This is a genomic window from Candidatus Nanohalococcus occultus (genome assembly GCF_029207735.1).
Classification (GTDB): domain Archaea; phylum Nanohalarchaeota; class Nanosalinia; order Nanosalinales; family Nanosalinaceae; genus Nanohalococcus; species Nanohalococcus occultus.
This window is the reverse complement of record NZ_CP104395.1, coordinates 911,180-931,142: the sequence shown is the minus strand read 5'-3', so window position 1 is coordinate 931,142 and position 19,963 is coordinate 911,180. Positions and strand designations below refer to the sequence as shown.

At 47.3% G+C, this 19,963-nt stretch carries 21 protein-coding genes; 11 read left to right on the top strand and 10 right to left on the bottom strand.

Annotation, left to right across the window (positions count from 1 at the left end; all coding sequences use genetic code 11):
* Nucleotides 1-9: 9 nt before the first annotated feature.
* On the bottom strand, nucleotides 10-1,530 hold the full coding sequence (locus tag SVXnc_RS05385; protein ID WP_347721892.1) for a flippase: 1,521 nt from the start codon (nucleotides 1,528-1,530) through the stop codon (nucleotides 10-12).
* Between the two features lie 81 nt (nucleotides 1,531-1,611).
* Here SVXnc_RS05385 and SVXnc_RS05380 point away from each other — a divergent pair, with 81 nt between their 5' ends.
* Complete coding sequence (locus tag SVXnc_RS05380; protein ID WP_347721891.1) at nucleotides 1,612-2,277, top strand: formyltransferase family protein; 666 nt, start codon at nucleotides 1,612-1,614, stop codon at nucleotides 2,275-2,277.
* Here the strand turns inward: SVXnc_RS05380 and SVXnc_RS05375 are convergent.
* Nucleotides 2,274-3,080 (bottom strand): bifunctional 5,10-methylenetetrahydrofolate dehydrogenase/5,10-methenyltetrahydrofolate cyclohydrolase, encoded by an 807-nt coding sequence (locus tag SVXnc_RS05375; protein WP_347721890.1) that lies wholly within the window; start codon nucleotides 3,078-3,080, stop codon nucleotides 2,274-2,276. The two genes, SVXnc_RS05380 and SVXnc_RS05375, sit on opposite strands and share 4 nt — an antisense overlap.
* Before the next feature lie 76 nt (nucleotides 3,081-3,156).
* Here SVXnc_RS05375 and SVXnc_RS05370 point away from each other — a divergent pair, with 76 nt between their 5' ends.
* Entirely contained in the window at nucleotides 3,157-3,903 is a 747-nt protein-coding gene (locus tag SVXnc_RS05370) for a sugar phosphate nucleotidyltransferase (protein ID WP_347721889.1), read from the top strand.
* Here SVXnc_RS05370 and SVXnc_RS05365 read toward each other — a convergent pair.
* On the bottom strand, nucleotides 3,900-4,319 hold the full coding sequence (locus SVXnc_RS05365) for a hypothetical protein (protein WP_347721888.1): 420 nt from the start codon (nucleotides 4,317-4,319) through the stop codon (nucleotides 3,900-3,902). The genes SVXnc_RS05370 and SVXnc_RS05365 overlap by 4 nt on opposite strands.
* Nucleotides 4,320-4,402: 83 nt before the next feature.
* Between SVXnc_RS05365 and SVXnc_RS05360 the strand changes: the two genes are divergently transcribed.
* Entirely contained in the window at nucleotides 4,403-5,332 is a 930-nt protein-coding gene (locus SVXnc_RS05360; RefSeq protein ID WP_347721887.1) for an SDR family NAD(P)-dependent oxidoreductase, read from the top strand.
* 36 nt (nucleotides 5,333-5,368) lie between these two features.
* On the opposite strand, the gene SVXnc_RS05355 is transcribed toward SVXnc_RS05360, so the two are convergent.
* The 5 genes from SVXnc_RS05355 to SVXnc_RS05335 are packed head-to-tail and all read right to left on the bottom strand — an operon-like array spanning nucleotide 5,369 to nucleotide 12,576.
* The gene (locus SVXnc_RS05355) at nucleotides 5,369-6,271 is read right to left on the bottom strand and encodes a lysylphosphatidylglycerol synthase transmembrane domain-containing protein (protein ID WP_347721886.1); all 903 of its coding nucleotides are present in this window, start codon (nucleotides 6,269-6,271) and stop codon (nucleotides 5,369-5,371) included.
* Nucleotides 6,268-7,161: a glycosyltransferase gene (locus SVXnc_RS05350; RefSeq protein ID WP_347721885.1), complete on the bottom strand. Its 894-nt coding sequence runs from the start codon at nucleotides 7,159-7,161 to the stop codon at nucleotides 6,268-6,270. Before SVXnc_RS05350 ends, SVXnc_RS05355 begins: the two co-directional genes overlap by 4 nt.
* Nucleotides 7,158-8,930 (bottom strand): glycosyltransferase family 39 protein, encoded by a 1,773-nt coding sequence (locus tag SVXnc_RS05345; RefSeq protein ID WP_347721884.1) that lies wholly within the window; start codon nucleotides 8,928-8,930, stop codon nucleotides 7,158-7,160. Before SVXnc_RS05345 ends, SVXnc_RS05350 begins: the two co-directional genes overlap by 4 nt.
* On the bottom strand, nucleotides 8,927-10,060 hold the full coding sequence (locus SVXnc_RS05340) for an MraY family glycosyltransferase (protein WP_347721883.1): 1,134 nt from the start codon (nucleotides 10,058-10,060) through the stop codon (nucleotides 8,927-8,929). The genes SVXnc_RS05345 and SVXnc_RS05340 overlap by 4 nt, the downstream gene beginning before the upstream one ends.
* Nucleotides 10,057-12,576, bottom strand: coding sequence for an STT3 domain-containing protein (locus SVXnc_RS05335; protein ID WP_347721882.1), 2,520 nt, complete (start codon nucleotides 12,574-12,576; stop codon nucleotides 10,057-10,059). The genes SVXnc_RS05340 and SVXnc_RS05335 overlap by 4 nt, the downstream gene beginning before the upstream one ends.
* A 113-nt stretch (nucleotides 12,577-12,689) precedes the next feature.
* Between SVXnc_RS05335 and SVXnc_RS05330 the strand changes: the two genes are divergently transcribed.
* The 4 genes from SVXnc_RS05330 to SVXnc_RS05315 are packed head-to-tail and all read left to right on the top strand — an operon-like array spanning nucleotide 12,690 to nucleotide 15,984.
* Nucleotides 12,690-13,589 carry a protein translocase subunit SecF gene (locus SVXnc_RS05330; RefSeq protein ID WP_347721881.1) on the top strand — a complete coding sequence of 300 codons (900 nt, stop codon included), beginning with the start codon at nucleotides 12,690-12,692 and terminating at the stop codon, nucleotides 13,587-13,589.
* The gene (locus SVXnc_RS05325; RefSeq protein WP_347721880.1) at nucleotides 13,580-15,169 is read left to right on the top strand and encodes a preprotein translocase subunit SecD family protein; all 1,590 of its coding nucleotides are present in this window, start codon (nucleotides 13,580-13,582) and stop codon (nucleotides 15,167-15,169) included. The genes SVXnc_RS05330 and SVXnc_RS05325 overlap by 10 nt, the downstream gene beginning before the upstream one ends.
* A gap of 39 nt (nucleotides 15,170-15,208) precedes the next feature.
* Nucleotides 15,209-15,691: an SDR family NAD(P)-dependent oxidoreductase gene (locus SVXnc_RS05320; RefSeq protein WP_347721879.1), complete on the top strand. Its 483-nt coding sequence runs from the start codon at nucleotides 15,209-15,211 to the stop codon at nucleotides 15,689-15,691.
* A gap of 50 nt (nucleotides 15,692-15,741) precedes the next feature.
* Nucleotides 15,742-15,984: a Rossmann-fold NAD(P)-binding domain-containing protein gene (locus SVXnc_RS05315; protein ID WP_347721878.1), complete on the top strand. Its 243-nt coding sequence runs from the start codon at nucleotides 15,742-15,744 to the stop codon at nucleotides 15,982-15,984.
* Here SVXnc_RS05315 and SVXnc_RS05310 read toward each other — a convergent pair.
* Nucleotides 15,978-16,268, bottom strand: a complete 291-nt coding sequence (locus tag SVXnc_RS05310; RefSeq protein ID WP_347721877.1) for a nascent polypeptide-associated complex protein — start codon at nucleotides 16,266-16,268, stop codon at nucleotides 15,978-15,980. The genes SVXnc_RS05315 and SVXnc_RS05310 overlap by 7 nt on opposite strands.
* 68 nt (nucleotides 16,269-16,336) lie before the next feature.
* Between SVXnc_RS05310 and SVXnc_RS05305 the strand changes: the two genes are divergently transcribed.
* From SVXnc_RS05305 to SVXnc_RS05295, 3 genes are read left to right on the top strand one after another with little or no spacing between them, the layout of a single operon-like run.
* Nucleotides 16,337-17,521 (top strand): tripartite tricarboxylate transporter permease, encoded by a 1,185-nt coding sequence (locus tag SVXnc_RS05305; protein ID WP_347721876.1) that lies wholly within the window; start codon nucleotides 16,337-16,339, stop codon nucleotides 17,519-17,521.
* Between the two features lie 15 nt (nucleotides 17,522-17,536).
* A complete protein-coding gene (locus SVXnc_RS05300) occupies nucleotides 17,537-18,538 on the top strand; it encodes an AI-2E family transporter (protein WP_347721875.1) in 1,002 nt (333 codons plus the stop codon).
* Between the two features lie 38 nt (nucleotides 18,539-18,576).
* Nucleotides 18,577-19,431: a lamin tail domain-containing protein gene (locus tag SVXnc_RS05295; protein ID WP_347721874.1), complete on the top strand. Its 855-nt coding sequence runs from the start codon at nucleotides 18,577-18,579 to the stop codon at nucleotides 19,429-19,431.
* Here the strand turns inward: SVXnc_RS05295 and SVXnc_RS05290 are convergent.
* Nucleotides 19,425-19,703, bottom strand: a complete 279-nt coding sequence (locus SVXnc_RS05290; RefSeq protein ID WP_347721873.1) for a hypothetical protein — start codon at nucleotides 19,701-19,703, stop codon at nucleotides 19,425-19,427. The genes SVXnc_RS05295 and SVXnc_RS05290 overlap by 7 nt on opposite strands.
* Nucleotides 19,704-19,776: 73 nt before the next feature.
* On the opposite strand from SVXnc_RS05290, the gene SVXnc_RS05285 reads away from it, so the two are divergent.
* Nucleotides 19,777-19,950 carry a hypothetical protein gene (locus tag SVXnc_RS05285; protein WP_347721872.1) on the top strand — a complete coding sequence of 58 codons (174 nt, stop codon included), beginning with the start codon at nucleotides 19,777-19,779 and terminating at the stop codon, nucleotides 19,948-19,950.
* The last annotated feature ends 13 nt before the right edge of the window (nucleotides 19,951-19,963 follow it).

The following is a 19,963-nucleotide window of genomic DNA, read 5'->3' as shown; positions in this document are numbered from 1 at the left end:
GCCGGCTCTTTATCTCTTCAAACGCTCTCTTATCTTTTTTCCTTCTTTCTTTATTCTTTCAAGCTCTTCGTCTTTCAGCAAACCTGTTTTCAAGACACCAACTCCGTAGATTAGAGTGAAGACTGTCGCACCGGGTATCAAGGCCCAGAGAGGCACGGTCTCGAAAGCGAGGTTCAAACCAGCATAGACTATCAAGAGCGCGGGTACGGCGGCTAGGACGGGTTTAACGCTGTCTTTGCTGAATGGGTAGACTTTCTTGAAGTGATAGACTTCTACTAGGAGCATTGTTTCGGCGACTATTATCGAGACTGTTGTTGCGATTGCTCCGCCGACGATTCCGTAAAGAGGGATTAGGTAGATGTTCAAACCTACGTTTACAACGAAGTTGATTAATGCGTTTTTGAACAGTATGTCGGTGTGATCCAGGGCTTTGATGACGTTGTCCAAGTGTCCTACTGCTGTTGAGTAAAGATATCCGAACGATAGAACTGTCAAACTCAAGGCGGCTTCTCTGTAAGGCGCTCCGAACAGTATGTGGAGTACTTGCTCGGAGAAAAGAGCCATCAAAACGAACATCGGGAAGCTGACGGTGAATGTCCAGCGTGTCAGGGTCTTGAGGATTTTTGACAGGCTTTTATCGTCTCTTTCCAGGACCTCGCTCATCGAAGGCATTGCCAGTGTGGAAAAAGCAGTGTAAGGCATCATCATCAGGAACGCGGTTGGTAAGGCTGCGTTGTAGAGTCCTACGGCGCTTTCATCCATGTAGTATCCAATAAATGCGGTGTCGGTCCATCCTAGAACTGTGGCGATTGCTCCGGAAAGAACCAACGGGTATGAGTAATGGAAGATCTTGCTGTACTCTCTTCGGCCCTTTATTTTGCTTGTGAGTACTGGTCCGAACTTCTTTTCCATGATGTAGAGTCCGATCACGGCGCTGAAAGCTGAGCCAGCCAGCCAGCCAATGGCTGCGCCTACAACGCCTAGACTGCCTATTATGAGTGTTACCGAAACTAGTAGCTGTATTACGTTCTGTAAAACTCTACGTGTCAGTACTTCGTACTTGGCTTTTCTGTAGGCAAGCGTTAGCGCGAAGCTGTGTTGAGATATTACCGCGAATGGTGGTACGAGTGCGAACACTTTCAAGACAGGTATCAGGTTTGGTGCGTTGAAGATGCCTAGAGAGATTTTCTCTGCGAGTAAAAATATTGAAGCCGAGGCTAGAAGCGATACGGGAAGCGATATTTCGAATGCCGAAGTTACTATTCCTTTTATCGCACCTTCGTCGTTTTCCGCCCGGTACTTTGGCACGAAGTTCTTTATCGCGCTGTTTAAGGCTAGAACGGAGATAGTGGTTGCGAAGCTTACGATCATTATTCCGAGCGACAGGGTTCCATATGCTTCTGGGCCGACAAAACGGGCTATTGCCGCCCGGTAAAGATAGCTGAGGAACTTCGAGACAACTATTCCTATAGCTGTCCAGCCGGCACCTTTCACCAGGCTATCAAGTATGTCGTGATCGGAGTCGCTCACACCAATGGTTCTGTATCAAGCACTTATCAGTTCCCAGCCTATGGGTAAACGGACTTGAATCTTCACCTAGAACAACCAGCCATGGATGTAGTTTTCCTCGGGATGAACGAGGCCGGTCAAAAAGTCCTTGAATGGCTAAAAGATCAAGAAGACGTACAGATAGAAGCTGAGATAACAGAGAAAGAACAACTAAAACGGATTAAACAGATCAAACCTGAGATAGCGATCTCAGCAGGCTTCGAACACAAGGTACCGGAGGAAATAATTGAGGTTCCTGAAAAAGGAATAGTGAATCTCCATCCGTCGTATCTGCCCTTCAACCGCGGTTCCCATCCTTATATCTGGCCTATAGTTGAGAAAACGGTCGCAGGGGTCTCAATCCATTATATGGTTCCGGAGATAGATGAAGGTCCGGTTATAGCCAAGGAAAAAATCGATATAAGACCTGATGATACTGCTAAAACGCTTAGAGATCGTTTAATGAACGCACAGTTCGAGCAGTTCAAGGAGTTCTGGCCGAGAATCAAGGAAGGAATCAGAGCTGAAAAACAGCAGCTCGAGGAAGGTAACGTCCATTACAGCAAAGAACTAGAAGAGTTATCTGAGATCGATCTTAATGAAAGAATGAAGGCCGGAGAGTTAATCGATAGGCTGCGCGGACTCAGCTTCGACGGGGAAAACACTGCTTACTTTGAGAAAGACGGTCAACGGTACTACCTAGATTTAAACATACATAAAGCAGATTAAAGGTTTCTGTGGAGCTTTAACAGGTTTTTCATCGTACAAGCAACTGTTACAGGTCCGAGACCGTTCGGAACCGGAGCTATCAGCGATTTACGAGCAAATTCCTCGGGGTTCGGTATGTCTCCCTGACCTGATTCGTATCCGGCATCGATCACAACGCAGTCGGTTTCCACGTCCGAAGGTTCGATTAGACTCTGTTTTCCTGTCGCAGTCACGATTATGTCCGCTGAACTCAGATGCGCTCCCAGGTTCTCGGTTTTCTCATGGCATAAAGTCACAGTAGCGCCTTCCTGACCAAGGCTCAGGCCTAGAGGCCGGCCTATAAGCACAGAGTTGTTGACAACAACTATGTTTTCACTTTTAAGTTCTATGTTTCTGGCTTTAAGTAGTGTAAGTATGCCTTCGACTGCTGCGGGTCTAATTGCTGGATTTCCACGCACTAACTTCCCTAGATTCTCAGGTGTTAGTCCGTCAACGTCTTTCCGAGGTGATAAAGTTGAGAAAACTTTGTTCTCATCTATGTGGTCCGGTAGAGGCAGTTGTATTAGTATACCGTCTATTTTCTGATCTTTGTTGAACTCTTCGATTTTTTTCAGGAGTTTTCTTTCATCTACGTCTTCGGCTAGCTCTGTTAGATGTGCTTCGAAGTTTATTTTCTGAGCTAACTCCAGTTTCTCGTTTACAAAGGTTCGGGATGCCTCATGGTCGCCTACCAGAACTATTTCCAGCCGGGGCTTTCTATCCGTTTTTTCCAGCTCTTTTTCTATCTCTGCTGCTATTTTTCCGCCGTCTATTTTGCCTTTCACAGGTTGGTGGTTGTCAATGAGGTTCAAAAGTAGGGGCTGACTCAGCTTAAAAAATATCAAGTAATACAAATGTAATATGTCGAAGAAAAGGGTCTCTTTAACGCTGGAAGAATCTCTAGTTGACCGCCTGGATGCTGAAGCCGAGAGAAAAAGCCATAATCGCTCTCAAACTGTCGAAGAAATACTTTCAAAATATTTTGACGCCCAAGGACTTGATACGGCCGTAATACTTTGTGGAGACCCAGAGCTTAAATCTTTAGAGCTTTACAATGGCCGCTCCATTCTTTCAAATATTCTTGAGAATCTATCTGGTCAGGGAATTAGACGTGTTGTGCTTCTAACAGGTAAAAATAAGGAAAGAATTCGGAAAGAGTTCGGTAAAAGCTATGAAGGTATTAGTATAGAGTACGTTGAAGACGAATCAGTTTCCGGCACCGCAGCTGCTCTTGAAAAGCTAGAAGCGGAGCTTACATCCTCTTTCCTTGTTGTAAACGGCCATGTTATTGCTGATGTTGATTTAGATGAAATGTATCGTTTCCATCGGTCGAATGAATCGGTAGCGACCATGGCGTTGACGACGGTAGAAGACCCTTCTCGTTACGGGGTCGCAAGGTTGAAAGGCCGTAAGGTAATCGGCTTCGAGGAAAAACCGGAGCCGGGTAAAGAGCCTTCCCGTCTCATAAACGCGGGGCGTTACGTGCTTGATCCGGAAATATTTGAGCATCTAAGCTCGGAGGACTTGGAAACAGTGTTTGAATCCTTGGCAAAGAGCGGGCGGCTATCCGGATATATTTACGGCGGCGAGTGGAAAGACGTATCTTAGAGAGCGATCCGTCTCTCAACCTTTGCGATCCGTTCGGCCAGACGCTCTTCCAGAATCATCAAAAGGTTGTAGTTCATCGAAACAGACGCACCGGAGACCAGAAACGCAGTCTGCGGTTCGAAACGGGTCAACCACGAGGTCAAAAGTATCGGCACCAACGCCGAGATAAAATGTATCATGCTGAAAACCATGTAGTCTGTCTCCTCGTACTCGACGTTTTCCAAGGGCTGTCTGAAAGCCGCCAGAGTTATCAGACCGAATCCTAGTATGGCTCCTCCGGTGTAAGACAGTACAAGCCCGAGGTCTGGCAGCCCGAAACTGTCTACCAGTACAATTCCCGAACCCCAGAAGGCTAAAGTGAAGCCGTAGGCACGTGATTCCTGTGCCAGCACTGTCCGGAGGAAATTCGAGTTCATATATACGAATTACACGCCCTCACATTTTAAGCTAAACGTAATACGCGGTAATACTATAAATCAAGAGGACTCATTGGAAAACTATGAAGAAGGCATTAGTTACAGGCGGAGCGGGATTTATCGGCTCCAATCTTGTAGAAAAACTTGTAGAACAAGATATACAGGTTGTAGTACTTGATGATCTATACCTGGGTGATGAAAAAAACCTTGAAGCCGTAAAAGACGACATCGAGTTCATTAACGGCAGCGTTCTAGATGAGAAAAAGGTTGAGAAAGCAGTCGCCGATGTAGACACTGTTTTCCACTTGGCGGCCAGAAGCTCGTCTCCAATGCACAAGGAAGATGCCGCAGAAGGCGCAAACGTAAACGTCACGGGTTTTGTAAACACTGTAGAGGCCGCAAAGCAAGCAGGAGTCGAAAAAGTAGTTTATGCTTCGACTTCATCGATGTATGGAAGTGTTAAGCCGCCACATACCGAGGAAGACGATGTCCGACCACCAAATCTGTATACTGCCTCAAAGCTAGCCAGGGAAGTGTATGCGGACTGCTATAGTTACAGAGAGGAAATTCAGACCACTGGACTCCGTTTTTTCTCTGTTTACGGGCCGCATGAAAAGTCTAAAGGGAAGTTCGCAAACATTGTAACTCAGTTCCTCTGGAAGATTCAGAACGGAGAAAGCCCTGTGATATGGGGAGATGGAAAACAGCAGAGAGATCTTGTATATGTAGAAGACGTAGCTAACGCTTTAATCAAGGCAGCTGAAACCAGAAAAGAGCTTGATGGAGAAGTATTCAACGTTGGAACGGGTCGGCCCCAGAGTTTCAATACTGTTGTAAAAGAGCTGAACAATGTCCTAGGCACAGATATTGAAGCCGAACACGTGGAGAATCCACGTGATAACTATGTTGAACAGCACTGTGCAGATCTTGAGAAAACAGAGCAAGTGCTTGGATGGGAGCCAGAATATAGCTTTGAACAAGGCCTAGAGAAGATAGCGGAGTACTACAGCTAGCACTCTGACTTTCTCTATCTTTTCTCTTTTCTTTGTTTAAAGATCAAAGCCGTAGATAATAGCGCCTATAACTCCTTGAACCATAACGCCTATGGTTCTCTGTAAAACTACAAGAGAGAGGGCTGTTGAATAAGGAATGCCTGTATAAACTAGCAAGCCGGTTGCTGCGGCATCACCGGGGCCTATTCCGGCAGGGGAGATAGGGAGAGCTGAGAAAACACTCATTATTGATGTTACGATCGCGGCATCCCAGAAACCTAGGCCTGAAGAGATTGATAGCGCCAAAACGTAGAAAATGATAGCTTCGGTCCACCATTTTATCTGGGAGAGTGTTAAAACTTCCAGAAGCTCTGTAAGGCTGACGGCCCGGAAACCTCCGAGAGTTTCCTCCAAGAATCCGCTGAATCTGTCCGGAAAATGATCTATAACGCCATCTAGCTTCCCTGAGTAAACTAGCATGGCTCCGATTATGAATACGGCTGCGAAAGCTGCTACTGTGCCTGTTACCTGGCTGCCGGTGGTTGTAAACACGGCGGCAACTCCGATGATAAAGGATATACTGGCCGCATCAAGTACTCGCTCGAATCCTGCTCCGCCCAGGATGTTTCCGTGGCTTTCGACATTGTGGTAGCTTTCAGATATTTTTGAACGCACCATGTCTCCGAAGTTCCACGGAAGCAGTTTGTTAAAACTGTATGAGACGGCTACGACTCTTATAGCGTCTAAGAGATTCATTTCGTGTCCGGTAGACTCTGCGATGATCTGCCAGCGTCTTCCACTTGCCAGATACGTAGATAGGAAAAGTAAAACTCCTAAACCGTAGTACTCTAGTTTGACCTTGGAGAGTGTTTGAACTGTTCTGCCTAGATCTGCGAAGTATATGAGTACGGAGACCAACAGCAGAGAGGTCAGGGTTTCTATTAAACGTCTTCTATTCATTTTTGAGTCATTCGAAGTCTTTTCTCAGTGTTCCTTATCTGATCGGCAAGCATTCCGAATATCATGAGCTGTACGGCCAGTATTATCAGCATGGCTGAAAAAACCACGGGTCCAAGGTCCTGTACTCGTCCGGTCGCCAGTTTTTGCTCGAATACTAGGTAGGATGGGTAGCTGGCTATGATTAGAAGCAGGAAAGCTGAGCCTGAGAAAAACTTCAGAGGGTTTAGATCGCGGATGCTCCACATTAAGGTCTTGAAGATGCGCCATCCGTCTTCAATAGGATGTAGTTTGCTTTCTCCGATTCGCTCCGAATAGTTGATATCGACTTCTTTGATGGGAAGATTTGATTCGAGAGTAGATAAGGTCATTTCGGTCTCGATTCCGAATCCAGGGCTGGTAAGTCCGTAATAGTCTATAGAGTTTCTTGTGAACGCACGGTACCCTGAAAGCATATCGGAGACTTCTTTGCCCGTTGCCACTGAAGTCGCTCTGTTGAAAAACCAGTTTCCAATCCGGTTGAAAAACGGTATGGCATCGGCCTCCCTGTTTTTCCTCGCACCTATAACGTGTTCGGCCTCTCCGTCCAGTAAGGGGTCAAGTAACTTTCCGACCTCCTCCGGATCGTAGGTCCCATCACCGTCTATCATAACGTAGTAATCTGCATCTACTTCCGCCAGTATCTCCCTCATCGCATCTCCTTTCCCGCCGTCAAGAGTCTGATGTATTACGTGCGCGCCAGCCTCCTCTGCGTTCTCAACTGTGCTGTCCGAAGAGTCGCCATCTATAACGTATTTTTTAATCTCTTCTCCGCGGTATTTGGAGGGGAATTTTTCTATAACTGATTTTATGGCTTCTCCTTCGTTAAGCGTCGGTATCAGGATCGCTATCATTCCAGCATACCTCTTTCAACCCTGTAGACTATAACCACTGGCTGTGGCTGTGAGCTGATCGGCGAACGAGTCTCTCCGTAACTTCTTACGGGGGTAAGATATTCGGGTGTGTTCGAGAACCGGCTGTAAGCCTCTCTTTGCGAGATCTCTCCGGACTGAAGTGCTGCCCGGACCGAGTTCGGCAGTCTGTAAGGTGCGATACCGGTCTGAGTCCACTGTGGCTGCATAGGCTCGTAGACGTCAACTTCTACATAGCTAATGTTTTTCTCAAGTAAGAAGTTCTGGAACTCTGATTCGTTGTTAGGTGGCATGTAAGCCATACGTGGATGTATGTAGTACCAGAACTGTCCGTTCGAGGTAGCAGCTACATTGCTGTCAAGCGGTGCGTTCTCATCTATGAAATCTCCAGCAGGCTCAAGATGGCTGTAACCTCCTCTCTGCACATCTCCAAGTCCCTGGTTATAGCCCATAAAAACCATCGGTAAGACAATCAAGGCTGTTATTCCAAATGTTTTAATCTCTGAACGTCCTATAAGATTGGATAGCCAGACTGTGAAGCTTCTTACTCCTAGAGAAGCAGTTAAGATTAACGCCGGCATTGTGAAAACGATGTAGCGTGGATCCTTTGTCGCAGGTATCGACATGAAGCCGATCCCTATTCCGGCCCAGATCCATCCAAGTTTCTCGAAGTCCGTCCGGGTGAAAAGAGCCAGCCCGGCCAGAAGAAACATTGGCACAAGTTTTTCCATCAAAACAAAGAGCAATACGGTTCCGCCGAGATAGGTGGCTATCTTGTAAGCTGTTAGCTCTGCGTTCTCCTCATAGCTTTTCATACCTGCGTAAGCCAGCCGGCCGAAAATGAATGCGGCTACTGGCAGGGTAAGCATCAAAGGAAGTGATGAAACGAAAAAGTAAAGTCCCTGAATGTGCTGTACAGCTGGATTGGTTACATCCCGTCCGGCAAAGCTTAATGCGCGCTGGAAGCTACACAACGGGAAACCGCATGTAGACATGTTACGCAACATCCACGGGGTGATTGTCAGGATACCTAATCCTGCGGAAATATAGTATTTCCTATCTGTCAGTTCGCGGTATAACGCCGTTCCCCGGATCTTTCGTTTCTTCCATGCGTCTCGGAAAGCATCTTGTTTCCGGTAAACAAAGTAAAGCGGCAGAATCGCGCCTAAAGCATATCCAGGCTGTTTTGTAAGCACTGTTAGAAGTGTCAACGGTCCAGCAGCGTAAAGACTGTATTTAGAGTACTTGCGGTCTTCAAGGCCGTACCAGAAAGCCAGCATTGTCGCAGTATACATGAAGGTCAGTGTAACTCCTATCAGAATTCTTTCTGAGAGGAACCAGAAGATAGGGTTGACTGAAAGTAAAGCTGCGGCGATTAAACCGGTTTCCCGGTCGCGTATCTCCGCTCCGAACTTATATATCAACGCTATGGTTGCCAGAGATACGATAGGGCTTACAATACGTAGTGCGAACTCGTTGTTGCCGAAAATCAAAACCGAGATGGCCAGCAGGTAAGGGTATACCGGAGGATGGCCTGTTATCTGGCCGTACAGCTCTGAGTTCGTAGAGTAATCCCATAGGTGCTGGGATACTGAGGCCGCTATACGTCCGTAACGGCCTTCATCAATCCACATTCCCTCGAAGAACGCGTATTTGAACCGCAGGAAGCCGGCGAACACTAGAATCCCAAGTAAAAGTAGGAAGCGTTTGTCTGGTATCCGATCTGTCAGTTCTTCGAGTTGTTCTTTCATAGTAATCCTGTGCTTGCTAAGTATAGTGCTAGTCCGCAGATTAAAACTTCTAGGCCTGTCAGTATCCGGGTGATCTGTGGCTCAGTGTAGCCTCTACGCATCAACGGGTGTGTAAGAGAGTAGGTTTTCTCGTGTTGCGGTTTCAGACTTCTGTCTTCCTGTAGAATGCCCCATGAGTGTGGTTTGAAACCTCCTCTGGCTTTAAGGAAAAACTCTGTGATCCAAGGCGTGAATATGAAGACTCCGAACTTCTCCATGTTTCCAAGAACCATTGTCGAAAACAGTGCGGCTCCGCAGAGATAAGTCAATGAATCTCCGGGGAGGAAAGAGGCAGGGTAAAGATTATAGTAAAGAAAAGCCGCTAAGCAGGCTGCTAGGCTTAAACCTATCAGTGCGGCCTCGAGGTTAGAAGCCATCAAAGCCCGGATGCCGAGTGCTGTAGCTGCTACCATGCTCAATGAGGCTGCGAGTCCGTTAGTACCTGCGAGCATATTTACAACGTTTGAGACAAACAGTAGTCCTATAGGTAAAAGCACTAAGGGGTAGAAAATACCCCAGTCAAAGTATCCTATAAACGGCAGAATCATCTCGGTCGATCCCGCACTTACCGCTATCAACGGAAATACTGCGGGCAGGACGAAGATCATCTTCGGTGTCTGTCCAAGCCCTTCCCGAACCATTGTATCGGCTGATTCCTTTTTCGTCACCATGGTCTGGAAGTACTTGCTGGCTTTCTGATGAGGTAGCTCCGATTCAAACTGCTGGAGGAAATCGAACTCCACTTCCTCAGTCTTTATATCCAGCTCTTCTTTCACAATTAATTCAATGTTAACATGTATATCGTCGAGTAAACCGATTAAAGCAATCAGAGTAACTGAGCTTAAAGCAGCTAACACTCCTGCGTCGTTTAAAGGTATATTAAGTAGTGAGGAAACTCCCAGGAAAGAAGTAACTGAAAATATGAATCCGAACAAGACCAAGACGCCTCCCGAGGTCGGAATCCAGGGCTTGTCTTCCTTTTGCTGGTCGACTCCGAATATGCCGGAAGCTAAGAGATAGGTCTTGGCGTAAGGCGCACCGATAAGCACGGTTAGAAAGCCGATCAGCAGGGAAGGAACAAGCTCGATCATTGTCCTTCGAGATCGACTTCCCAGGCTCTTACATAACCGTTTGAACCTTCCGGTACCGGCTCTACATAGTCTATGCCCTGGCCGTTCATCAGGTAAAGGTCAACGAGGTTTGATTCTACGATATTTTTCGGAACAAGCACTATTTGGGCTGTGCCTCCGCTCATCCCTCTCTCGAAGCTGTAGTACGGATGCTCTGCCGCACAGACTTCGACTACTTCTCTTTGTTCCGCCGGGCGATCGAACCATACCTTAGGAAGCTTCGCCGTCTGGTTTGAAGGCGTGTCGAACCGCGTGATCCCGTTTTCCTCGGTCAGGGTACAGTCAACCCGTCCACGTCCGTAAACGCTTTCGACAATCGGAGGGTTCTCGAAACTAATTGAGTTCCCGGAGGATTCAAGCTCTGCGTAAACCGCTGTCCGTGGCAACTGAGCTGTGAAGGCAGCTGATCCGTTGCCCAGTCCCGGCCGAACGTTGTTTGTCGAGGCCATACGCATCGCGCTGAACTCGCTGTTGTCCCTGTTAGCGATCTGGCTCACAGCACCGTACTTGCCAAGCATCCTCGAATCAAGTACGATGTAATCGATGCTGTGCCGTTCCAGCAGATCCGTGTGATTCATCGGATCTGTTCCGGTAAGGAAATCGGCTATAGGGTAGTTAGTCTTTCCGAATACTTCATCGGAGTAGTACTTTTGGTTTCCTCCGTCCGCAGCCGCTGCTCGTCGTCCGATTGACTCGAAGTAGTATCCGTAGTCCCACCAGGAAAGAATGACTGATCCTTCAGGCGTCTCGTTTTCCATCCAGTCAAGGTTATCCATCCAGGCTGAGTTAGGGGACCCTGAGATTCCTTGAGCTGCTGCGAAACCAGATGCTCCGTTTACAAGCATTATGGCTCCTACTATGGCTGCTAGGAGTCCTGCCTTGAGTTCTTTTGCGTTCTCAGGATCGATCTTCGAATAGTCTAGCTCTTTGAGTCCTTTGAATGCCTTTGAGGCTGCGTATCCTCCTACGACTGCTACGGAGAATGTTGAGAGGAATACTAGCCGGGATCTCGTGACTGCTGCTAAAACGTTTGTTATGACCCAGAAGAATGGCAGTATGACGTACCAGTTTTCCGGTATCTTAAAGGTTCCCTCCATCTCGTTCCAGGCGTAGTTTAGCGTAGCCGCTACGATAAAGACTAATGTGGCTGGCACAACTGCTAGGAAGATTGATTCTTTGAAGAATATGCTGAAAGAGATAATCCAGAGCAGGAAGATTGAGGCCAGAAGCTTGTAGTATGAAAGCAGCTGGATCTCAGAATCATCCAGAACATTGAATCTCTTCCCAACCATCAATGCGAAAATCGTACCAAGCATAGCCGTTCCAATAAATGAAAGAGTCCAAGGACCTACAAGATGTCCTAGAAGCCCGAGTCCGGTGTTTATCTGCGCTGCCGGCAATGCTCCTAGCTGTCCGATAATCTGGCTGAGTGTGGCACCCTGGTTTTCCGCGACAGTTCCTGCGATCACGTCAGTGCCTGAGTTTGAAACAGTTACTGTGCCTATAAGCCCCATAACCTTCGAGCCAAGGAACTTCGAGTAAAGCGGTGAGGCTAAGAGTAATACTCCGCCGAGGACTGAGATACTTGGAACCAGGTAGCTCAGCTGTTCTTTCTCAACTAACTGTAGCTCCTCGGCTAGGAAACGCGTCCAGACAAGACCTAACATTCCAAGGTTCACAAGGAAAAAGGTGCTTGTAAACCAGAAACGCGATGGGTTCAAGGCAGCTGCGAGGCCTGCTCCAACCAAAACGGTCGGTGTGTAGGCCATGATCAGCTGCTCGATGTCTCTGTCCATCAAGGCGACAACGCCTACAACCATTGGGTAAAGAAGCCATAGCATCTTCGATCCTCCCCATGATATCGTGAAAAGTCCGAGCATAACTCCCGAGAAAATCCCGGTGAATTTCTCTTTTCTTTTCCAGCATCGGACGAAAAAGTACATCGACATAAGCATCAGGAAGGTTCCGAGCGGTTCTTTCTCGAAGAAACCTGCGGAAGTACGGTGCATTGCTCCTGCTACTGTTGCCAGGAAGAATGCGGAGAAAACTCCAGCGTAATCGTCCCAGACCTCTCTGGCGAAAAGGAAGGATGCGAAAACCCCTAGTCCTCCCATGATAGCTGGGTACATCTTACCCCACTCGAGGTAGCTCATAAACATTGAAGGCCCAAACTGGTAGAGTACGGCAGGGATCAGAATATCGCCCTGGTTCAATGTATATGTAGGTGCGGCATACGGGAAGTAACGCAGAAAGTCAAGCTGAGGGAAGGTTCCTTCCAAGGCTAAGTGCTGGCTTAGCCTGAAGATCATGTAAGGGTCAAGTGCCTGTAAGTACTGCATTCCCTGGGCAGGGCTGAAACGAAGCCAGAAACCGAGCATTGCGATCGCTCCGGCCGCCACAAAAGCCCAGTTGGTCTTTAGTATTTCTTTAAAATCAAGCTGTTCAAAATCAAAATCAAGTTTTCCGGCCGCGTCCATACACACTGAACTGGCTGGCCAGTCTTTTTAAGCTTCTCGCGGCTTTAACCGCCGAGCAGCAACAGACAACCTCTCCAAGTGATTTAAAAGGATTTCAAGAGAATTAGGAATTTGTGAAGCCTGAAAAACTGTTTGACCGGGTTTATGACGACTACGACAAATACATGATTGTACCCGTGGCTCTGATGGTTCTTGCGATCGGAATCCTCGGATTTAACGCTGCGACGAACGGAGAGTTCCTTCAGAAAGGAATCGACTTTACAGGAGGAACTGAGATAACTTATTCGGTACAAGGAGAGTTTACAGCAGTTCAGGCAGAACGAGCCTTCCAAGATTCCGGTAGAAACGATGTTCAGGCCGTAAAACAGATATCGGGAAACAATACTTTACTTCTCGTAAGTCTGCCGCCTCCAGAACTTTCAGAAGAACAGGCAGAGACAATTCTAAATGATGCGGGGATTCAGGCGACGGCTGAAGGATTCCGATCGATATCTCCATCGGTTTCCGGAGCGTTCTTCCAGCAGGCACAGGTTGCTTTCGCCTTAGCATTTACTATAATGAGTCTGGTGATCTTCGTCGCCTTCAAGGACGTTGTGCCTTCGCTGGCGGTAATCTTCGCAGCACTGGGAGATGTTTTGATCGCAGCGGCAGGTATGTCGATACTTGGCATTCCGTTAACGCTTGGATCGCTCGCAGCATTGTTGATGCTTATTGGTTACTCGGTCGATACCGATATCGTACTCTCGACCCGCGTACTCAAACGTAACCGCGGATCGGTGAAATCACGGGTATGGAGTTCGATAAAGACCGGTGTGACGATGAGTTCGGGAGGTATAGCAGGATTTATACTGCTTTACTTTGTATCAAGCTCGATTGTAGGGCCTTCGGAGCTATCAAACATAGCTGCGGTCATGGTTATGGGTCTTCTGGCAGATATGCCGCTTACATGGCTGGGTAACGCGATAGTTCTGAAAAAATACGTTAATGGCGAGGTGAAAACTCCATGGAATTAAAGAAGATGGCAACAGAGTGGAGGATCTGGGTTCTCGTTTTATCGCTGCTAGCAGCGCTTGCGATGCTCGGACCACACTATGAACAACAGGAAAACGGCGAATACACAATAGCAACAGGAATAAACAAAGGACTTGAGCTTCAGGGAGGCACCCGGATACTTCTTGACGTGAACGGCACTAATGTCTCAGAGGAAAATATTACTGAGATCAGGAATATTCTAGGTACGCGTGTATCAGCTTTCGGACTTACACAGACGGATATAAGAACTGTAAGGCTTGGAGATGAACGAAGAATTCAGATAGAGGTTGCTGACACTAATCAGTCTCGTTTGACGCAGCTTTTATCTCAGAAAGGTTCGTTCCAGGCGCGTTTACAGCTTGATGTAACAGGAGAACGCCAGTTTGACATAGAAAACTCTTATACGTTAGAGAAAACATCTGACGGTCTTAGAGCCAATGGCACGGAGTATATGCCGGGCGACCGGTTCAAGCTTGACTCGGTAGAGTTTGTCTATCTCAACGATTCTCAGGAGACAGCCAATCTCGAAGTCGTGATGTATACCGGAGAAGACGTCAAAAACGTTCAGGAGAGTGAGGAAGGCATTACACAGGGAACAACGCGGCGTTTCCCTATTATAATTACAACAGAGGCCGCTGACCGCATCGAGACGATAACACAGAACTATGATACTCGGAGATCTGCCAACGGCCAGAGCTACTTATCGCTTGGAGGCGGCAGCTTCGCACAGCTAAGGCTTTACGTCGATGACAGTAGGGAGGCTTCTCTACAGGTCAGCTCGACATTCCAGTCAGGAGCCGGCACCACGCAGTCCATACAGGTAGGTGGAGAGACTCCTGAGGAAGCCCGGGCAGAGGCAGAACGTATAGCCTCAATTCTACAGTCGGGAGCATTGCCTTACCCTGTCACGATCGAGTCAATCTCGACCATCACCTCCTCTCTGGGATCGGAGTTTATGACTACGGCATTCCTTTCGATCGTTGCCTCACTTATAGCGGTCGGAGTACTCGTTTTCTTCCGTTATGGAGACTTCAAGGTTGCTTTGCCGATTGTAGTTACCGGAAGCAGCGAAGTATTCATTCTGCTTGGTGCCTGGTTCTCGACAGCAGCAACACTTGATCTAGCATCGATCGCAGGGATTATCGCAGCTGTAGGTACGGGTGTGGACGATCAGATCATTATTACTGATGAGTCTGGCCGTGAACGTGTACGTTCGTGGAAAAAACGGATGAAAAGAGCTTTCTTCGTAATCTTTACGTCCGCAGCATCCACGATTGGAGCTATGATGCCGATTGTAACACCTGAGCTTTCGACAATGGCTGTCGGAGCAGCAGGACTAGGACTAATCGGCTACACGCTCAACGGAAAGAAAAACCCTCACTACCTCGCAGTAGGAGCGCTCGCACTCACAGTATCGGCCGTATCCTGGACTATGAGTCCTTCAGGCTTCGCGCTACAGGCGGTACGAGGGTTCGCGGTCACAACGATCTTGGGTATCATGGTCGGTATTGCGATTACACGTCCGGCTTACGCTAAAATCCTGGAAAACATCCAGGATTAGGGCGGGATTAAAGTCGATGAGAACCTAAGTAGCTCATAGATGAAAGTCCTGATAACTGGTGCGGCCAACGGTATAGGAGAAGCGACTACAGAGAAACTTCTTGAAAAAGAAATCGAGGTAATAGCTGTTGACAACGACAAAGATGCGTTGAAAGAACTCTCGGAGGCTGTAAAAACATATGAGTGTGATGTAAGAAACGAAAACGAGGTCCAGGATCTAGTTGGCGGCCTAGAGTTCGATGTTCTGGTCAACTGCGCGGGTTTCTACGAGTTAGGTGCTGTGGCCGATGTTTCTTCTGATACGGCTGAAAAAATGATTGATACGAACTTCCATGGCTACTTGAATCTTATCCGTCACTCGATGGAAACTCTTAGAGATAGCGATGGCCGGGTTGTAAACGTCTCCTCAATCGCCGGTCGGGTCTCCACACCGTACTTCGGGGTCTACTCTGCGTCCAAACACGCAGTTGAGGCAATGAGCGATGCTTTACGTATGAGGAAGCACAGAACAACGTGGATGTAGTTATTGTAGAACCAGGTCCTGTGAAAACGGGTTTTAACCATAGAGCTAGGATGGCGCTGGAAAAGTACGTTCCTGACTCGGTTTACTCGGAAAGATACCGGAAAAAGTTAGAATCAGAGGGTATGACTGGTTCAACGCCGGAGGAAGCAGCAGAGACCATGGTCAAGGCTATAACCGATAAGAATCCGAAAAGAAGATATAAGGTAAGAGCCAGAGACGCTCTGGCCATAAAACTAAAACAGCTTCTTCCTGAAGCTCTATGGGATCGAATACTTCTCAAGCTTTTCTACTGAAGATCCATGACTGCTGAGGCAACGTCTTCATTTTCTTCAAGAGCTTCCTTTGCCTCTGACTCAGAGCAGCCGGTCTTATCGACTACAAGCTCGATGTCCTCGGAGCTAACCTCTGTTTCCTCGGTGTACCCGCCCTGTAGCTGGAAAATCTCCTGTCCCTGTGCCTCGATCTTCGAGATCTCAGGAGAGTTGAAAACCAGTTTCTTCTCGCCTACGGTGATCTCTACCTTATCGGCATCGATTTCTTCCATATCCATTCCTAGCTGCTTCATCATCTGCGACATATCGTTTCCGCCAAACATGTAGAACACACTGTAGACCAGTTTTTAAACAGCTGAGGGAAGCCTGCGATATGATCGAATACCTGGCCGCCACTGTTTTAGGGGTCGCATTCGGAGTATTTACCGGTCTGGTACCGGGCATACACTCGAATACTGTTGTTTTCGTATCGATGCCGTTTTACTTCCGTTACTCTCCTTCTCTCATGGCATACATGAGTTTTATCGCAGCGGTCTCAGTCGCACACACGTTCCACGATTTTCTGCCGTCTATATTCTTCGGTCTCGCGGAGGCAGAAACTGCTCTCGCAGCGCTTCCAGGTCCACGGATGGCAGCACAGGGAAGAGGGCTTGAAGCATTCGCTAGAACAGTATCGGGCGGTTTATACACCGTAACAGGGTTTTTGGTTCTCGCACCGGTACTTTTTCTCGTAGTTGAACCTCTCTATGGCTTTCTCTCAACTTACATGTTCTACATACTGGTGTTTTTCCTTGGCTTTGCGGTATTTCGTTCAGAAAACATGTTTGCCTCAGTTACTATCGTAGCTCTTTCCGGTTTATTAGGTGTTTTAACCTTTAATTCTAATGTTAACCAGTCTTATGCGCTGATGCCTGTTTTCTCCGGGCTTTTTTCTGCCCCAGCAATTGTCAAAGGCATATCTAATGAACTCAATCTACCTGAGCAGCGAAAAAATCTGGAAACCGACTTTGATCTCCCCGGAGTTTCTACAGGTTTTCTATCAGGCTTGGCTGCCGGACTTTTACCAGGTATCGGCTCTGCTATCTCCACATCCTTTTTCTCGCCGTTAATTGAGGAGGAAAACCAGTTTCTAACCGCGATGGGGGCTGTAAATACCGCGGATATATTTTTCTCATTTGTAGCGTTAATGATGATAGGTAAGTCGCGTTCAGGAGCGTCAGTGGCTTTGAACTATCTTTCAAGTTTCAATTATGCTCAGGCAGTATTTTTAATCGGTGTATCTGTGTTTGCCGCAGGCTTGTCCGGCTTTACAGTCTTCAGGGTAGCGAAGTATTTCCTCAAGGTTGTTGATGGATTCAAATTCGCTCATATTTTATCCGCTACCGGTTTGACTGTTCTCGGAGTAAGTTTCTATCTTACAGGAGTCCTAGGGATTTTAATTCTCCTGACGTCTTCAATGATCGGCTATGCGGCTTCTATAAAAGGAGAGCGTAAAAGCTGTATGGCTGTTCTCATAGTGCCTGCGATGAAGTTTTACGCAACCGGTTTAATTGTTTAGTACAAATAAGCCTGTATGGATGTGCAGAAAGCGTTCTTGCTGATTCTGACAGGGCTTTTGACGGTTGTCGCATGGCTCATGGTACGTCCATTTCTCGGATACATACTAGCGTCTGTGCTTTTAGCATTCATGCTACATCCTGTCCACAAGAAAACCCGGAAATACCTTGGAGACAGTATTTCAAGCATAACTGTGGTTTTACTGGCTGTTCTAGCAGCTATAATACCTTTAACACTTGCTTCTGCCGCAGTCGTAAATGACGCCAGCGATTTATCTGAAGACTTAAACAGTACTGACGTTGTAAACACCACGGTACTTGAAGAACAGTTCCACCGATACACCGGACAGGATATAGATATAGAAAGACTTACAGAGGAGACAACAAATCGCTTCACATCTCTCGTGTTCGGAAACTTCTCTAGAATACTTAATGTAGTTGGAAACATGTTTATAGGATTTACTCTAATGACTTTCCTCTCATATTACTTACTGAAGGATGGAGACTCGTTTATTAGATGGGTCAAAGATCTAACTCCTGTATCTGAGAACATACAGAGCGATCTTTACGATCAGATCAATCGCTCGACCTGGGCGGTGCTTAAAGGCCATGTGCTTGTCGCTGTAATACAGGGAGCGGTCGCAGGAATCGGACTGGCCGCAACAGGTGTTCCAAACGCTGTGTTCTGGACGTTTGTCATGATAATGCTAGGATTTATACCGATAATAGGAACTGCAGGTGTCTGGGTGCCTGCTGTAGGATACCTAGTTCTGGTAGGCCGCGTCAACGCTGCTATACTGCTCTTCCTGTACGGAACAATCATGGTTGGGCTTGTAGATAACATTGTCAGGCCGCTCGCAGTAGACCGCTCGGCGAATATTCATCCTGCAGTCATAATCATCGGCGTGTTGGGAGGACTACACATATTCGGAGCTATAGGTCTTTTCATCGGTCCTGTAGTTCTTGGGGCGCTCAAATCAATTCTTATGGTCTTTACCAGATACTATACTCGCTCCTAAACACGTATTTATTAACAGAACGCAGGAAAATCGTTTTGATGACATCAGTTGTACAGGCAGCAGCCGCTGCATCGGTTCTAGTAGGTCTGGTCTCTATACCCGCAGTATCAAAGACTGCGGTCGAGCCTTCCGCAATGAGTGCGGAGATGCCTAATATCTCCGATAACTCGACGACAAGTGAAGTCTCGAAGACCGTAAGCACTGATGGATTCAGAGCTCAGGTACAGACAGCTTTCACGGAGTTTACAACCAACGTCAGGCCTGAAGAGGCAAATGCCACGGTACAGTCTGCCGCTTCAAGGCTACAGGTGGAAAAACAAGCAGGCAAGACAGTCTGGAAGCTTTCAACGTCTACAGGCTCGATGAAGCTTGTTCAAACACCCCAGAAAGTACTTGAAGAAGTTGAAACTCCTAGTGGCACACTTCGAAAAGTACGTGCCGGAGGAACCGTAAGCACAAGCTTCGAAGGCGCTGACAGAGAAGCTGTTGAATCCGCCCGTCAAGATCTCAAGGAGCTACTTGAAAAGAAAAAAGCAGAAATCGACAGAAAGAGAGAAAAGTTCGGAGAAGGCTCCAGTACAGTTTCCAGTAGCTTAGAGCTAAGAGCCAACGAATCAACTGGTTCTGGCTACGGTAACAACACCAGAGAACACGTTGTACTTGTTAACAACGGAGAATCAGTCGATCTTGAAGGCTGGGAGCTCGGGAATAATAACCCTGAGTTCGCCGAACTCGGAGACGTTACGGTCTCAAACGGAGAGTCGGTCAGAATCTACTCGAGTGACATCGATACAGACGGCATCACAGACACAGGACTTACATGGGAGAACGGAGGAGACACAGCAAAGCTCAGAAACCCTGACGGAGAGCTTGTAGCTGAGAAAAGCTACTGAAGCTTCTCCAAATCCCCTTTTATTTTATATTTTTCACCTGTTGCCAATTTCTTCATCTTCATCTCTTCGCCTTCCGCTACAAGTACGAGTCGGTGAAGAAAACCGCTTGAAAGACCGGAACGTTCCTTAAAACCAGCCAAAACCGTCGCACATACAGTCAAGTAAAGAATAGCGGTCAATGTAATCCAGTTAAACCCGTTGAACCGGACTGCAATCAGTCCAAGGCTCGCAGCCGTGCTTCCGACCATCGCATCAGAAACTATCTTATTCACAACCTCAAGCAGAACTCGGCGAGTAAAAACAATTTCTGAAATACTTTTCACACTTCAGTTCGAAGAAGATAGTATGGCTGTCTACTTTCAGTGTCCGGACTGTGGTTACGCACAGAGATCCAAGGCTCAAAAACGGGTTAAATGCCATCGCTGCGGCCGCAGCTACCTGAAACGAGATGCGAAAAAGGTCAAGAAAACTCCGGACGAGGAGAAAGGGACAGGTTTCTTCAAGTACAGCAAGAACTGAGACAAAAAGTTTG

Coding starts and splice junctions, on each gene's coding strand:
- SVXnc_RS05380 (WP_347721891.1), top strand. CDS start 1,612: ATGGATGTAGTTTTCCTCGGGATGAACGAGGCCGGTCAAAAAGTCCTT.
- SVXnc_RS05370 (WP_347721889.1), top strand. CDS start 3,157: ATGTCGAAGAAAAGGGTCTCTTTAACGCTGGAAGAATCTCTAGTTGAC.
- SVXnc_RS05365 (WP_347721888.1), bottom strand. CDS start 4,319: ATGAACTCGAATTTCCTCCGGACAGTGCTGGCACAGGAATCACGTGCC.
- SVXnc_RS05360 (WP_347721887.1), top strand. CDS start 4,403: ATGAAGAAGGCATTAGTTACAGGCGGAGCGGGATTTATCGGCTCCAAT.
- SVXnc_RS05355 (WP_347721886.1), bottom strand. CDS start 6,271: ATGAATAGAAGACGTTTAATAGAAACCCTGACCTCTCTGCTGTTGGTC.
- SVXnc_RS05350 (WP_347721885.1), bottom strand. CDS start 7,161: ATGATAGCGATCCTGATACCGACGCTTAACGAAGGAGAAGCCATAAAA.
- SVXnc_RS05345 (WP_347721884.1), bottom strand. CDS start 8,930: ATGAAAGAACAACTCGAAGAACTGACAGATCGGATACCAGACAAACGC.
- SVXnc_RS05340 (WP_347721883.1), bottom strand. CDS start 10,060: ATGATCGAGCTTGTTCCTTCCCTGCTGATCGGCTTTCTAACCGTGCTT.
- SVXnc_RS05335 (WP_347721882.1), bottom strand. CDS start 12,576: ATGGACGCGGCCGGAAAACTTGATTTTGATTTTGAACAGCTTGATTTT.
- SVXnc_RS05325 (WP_347721880.1), top strand. CDS start 13,580: ATGGAATTAAAGAAGATGGCAACAGAGTGGAGGATCTGGGTTCTCGTT.
- SVXnc_RS05320 (WP_347721879.1), top strand. CDS start 15,209: ATGAAAGTCCTGATAACTGGTGCGGCCAACGGTATAGGAGAAGCGACT.
- SVXnc_RS05315 (WP_347721878.1), top strand. CDS start 15,742: ATGGCGCTGGAAAAGTACGTTCCTGACTCGGTTTACTCGGAAAGATAC.
- SVXnc_RS05310 (WP_347721877.1), bottom strand. CDS start 16,268: ATGTCGCAGATGATGAAGCAGCTAGGAATGGATATGGAAGAAATCGAT.
- SVXnc_RS05305 (WP_347721876.1), top strand. CDS start 16,337: ATGATCGAATACCTGGCCGCCACTGTTTTAGGGGTCGCATTCGGAGTA.
- SVXnc_RS05300 (WP_347721875.1), top strand. CDS start 17,537: ATGGATGTGCAGAAAGCGTTCTTGCTGATTCTGACAGGGCTTTTGACG.
- SVXnc_RS05295 (WP_347721874.1), top strand. CDS start 18,577: ATGACATCAGTTGTACAGGCAGCAGCCGCTGCATCGGTTCTAGTAGGT.
- SVXnc_RS05285 (WP_347721872.1), top strand. CDS start 19,777: ATGGCTGTCTACTTTCAGTGTCCGGACTGTGGTTACGCACAGAGATCC.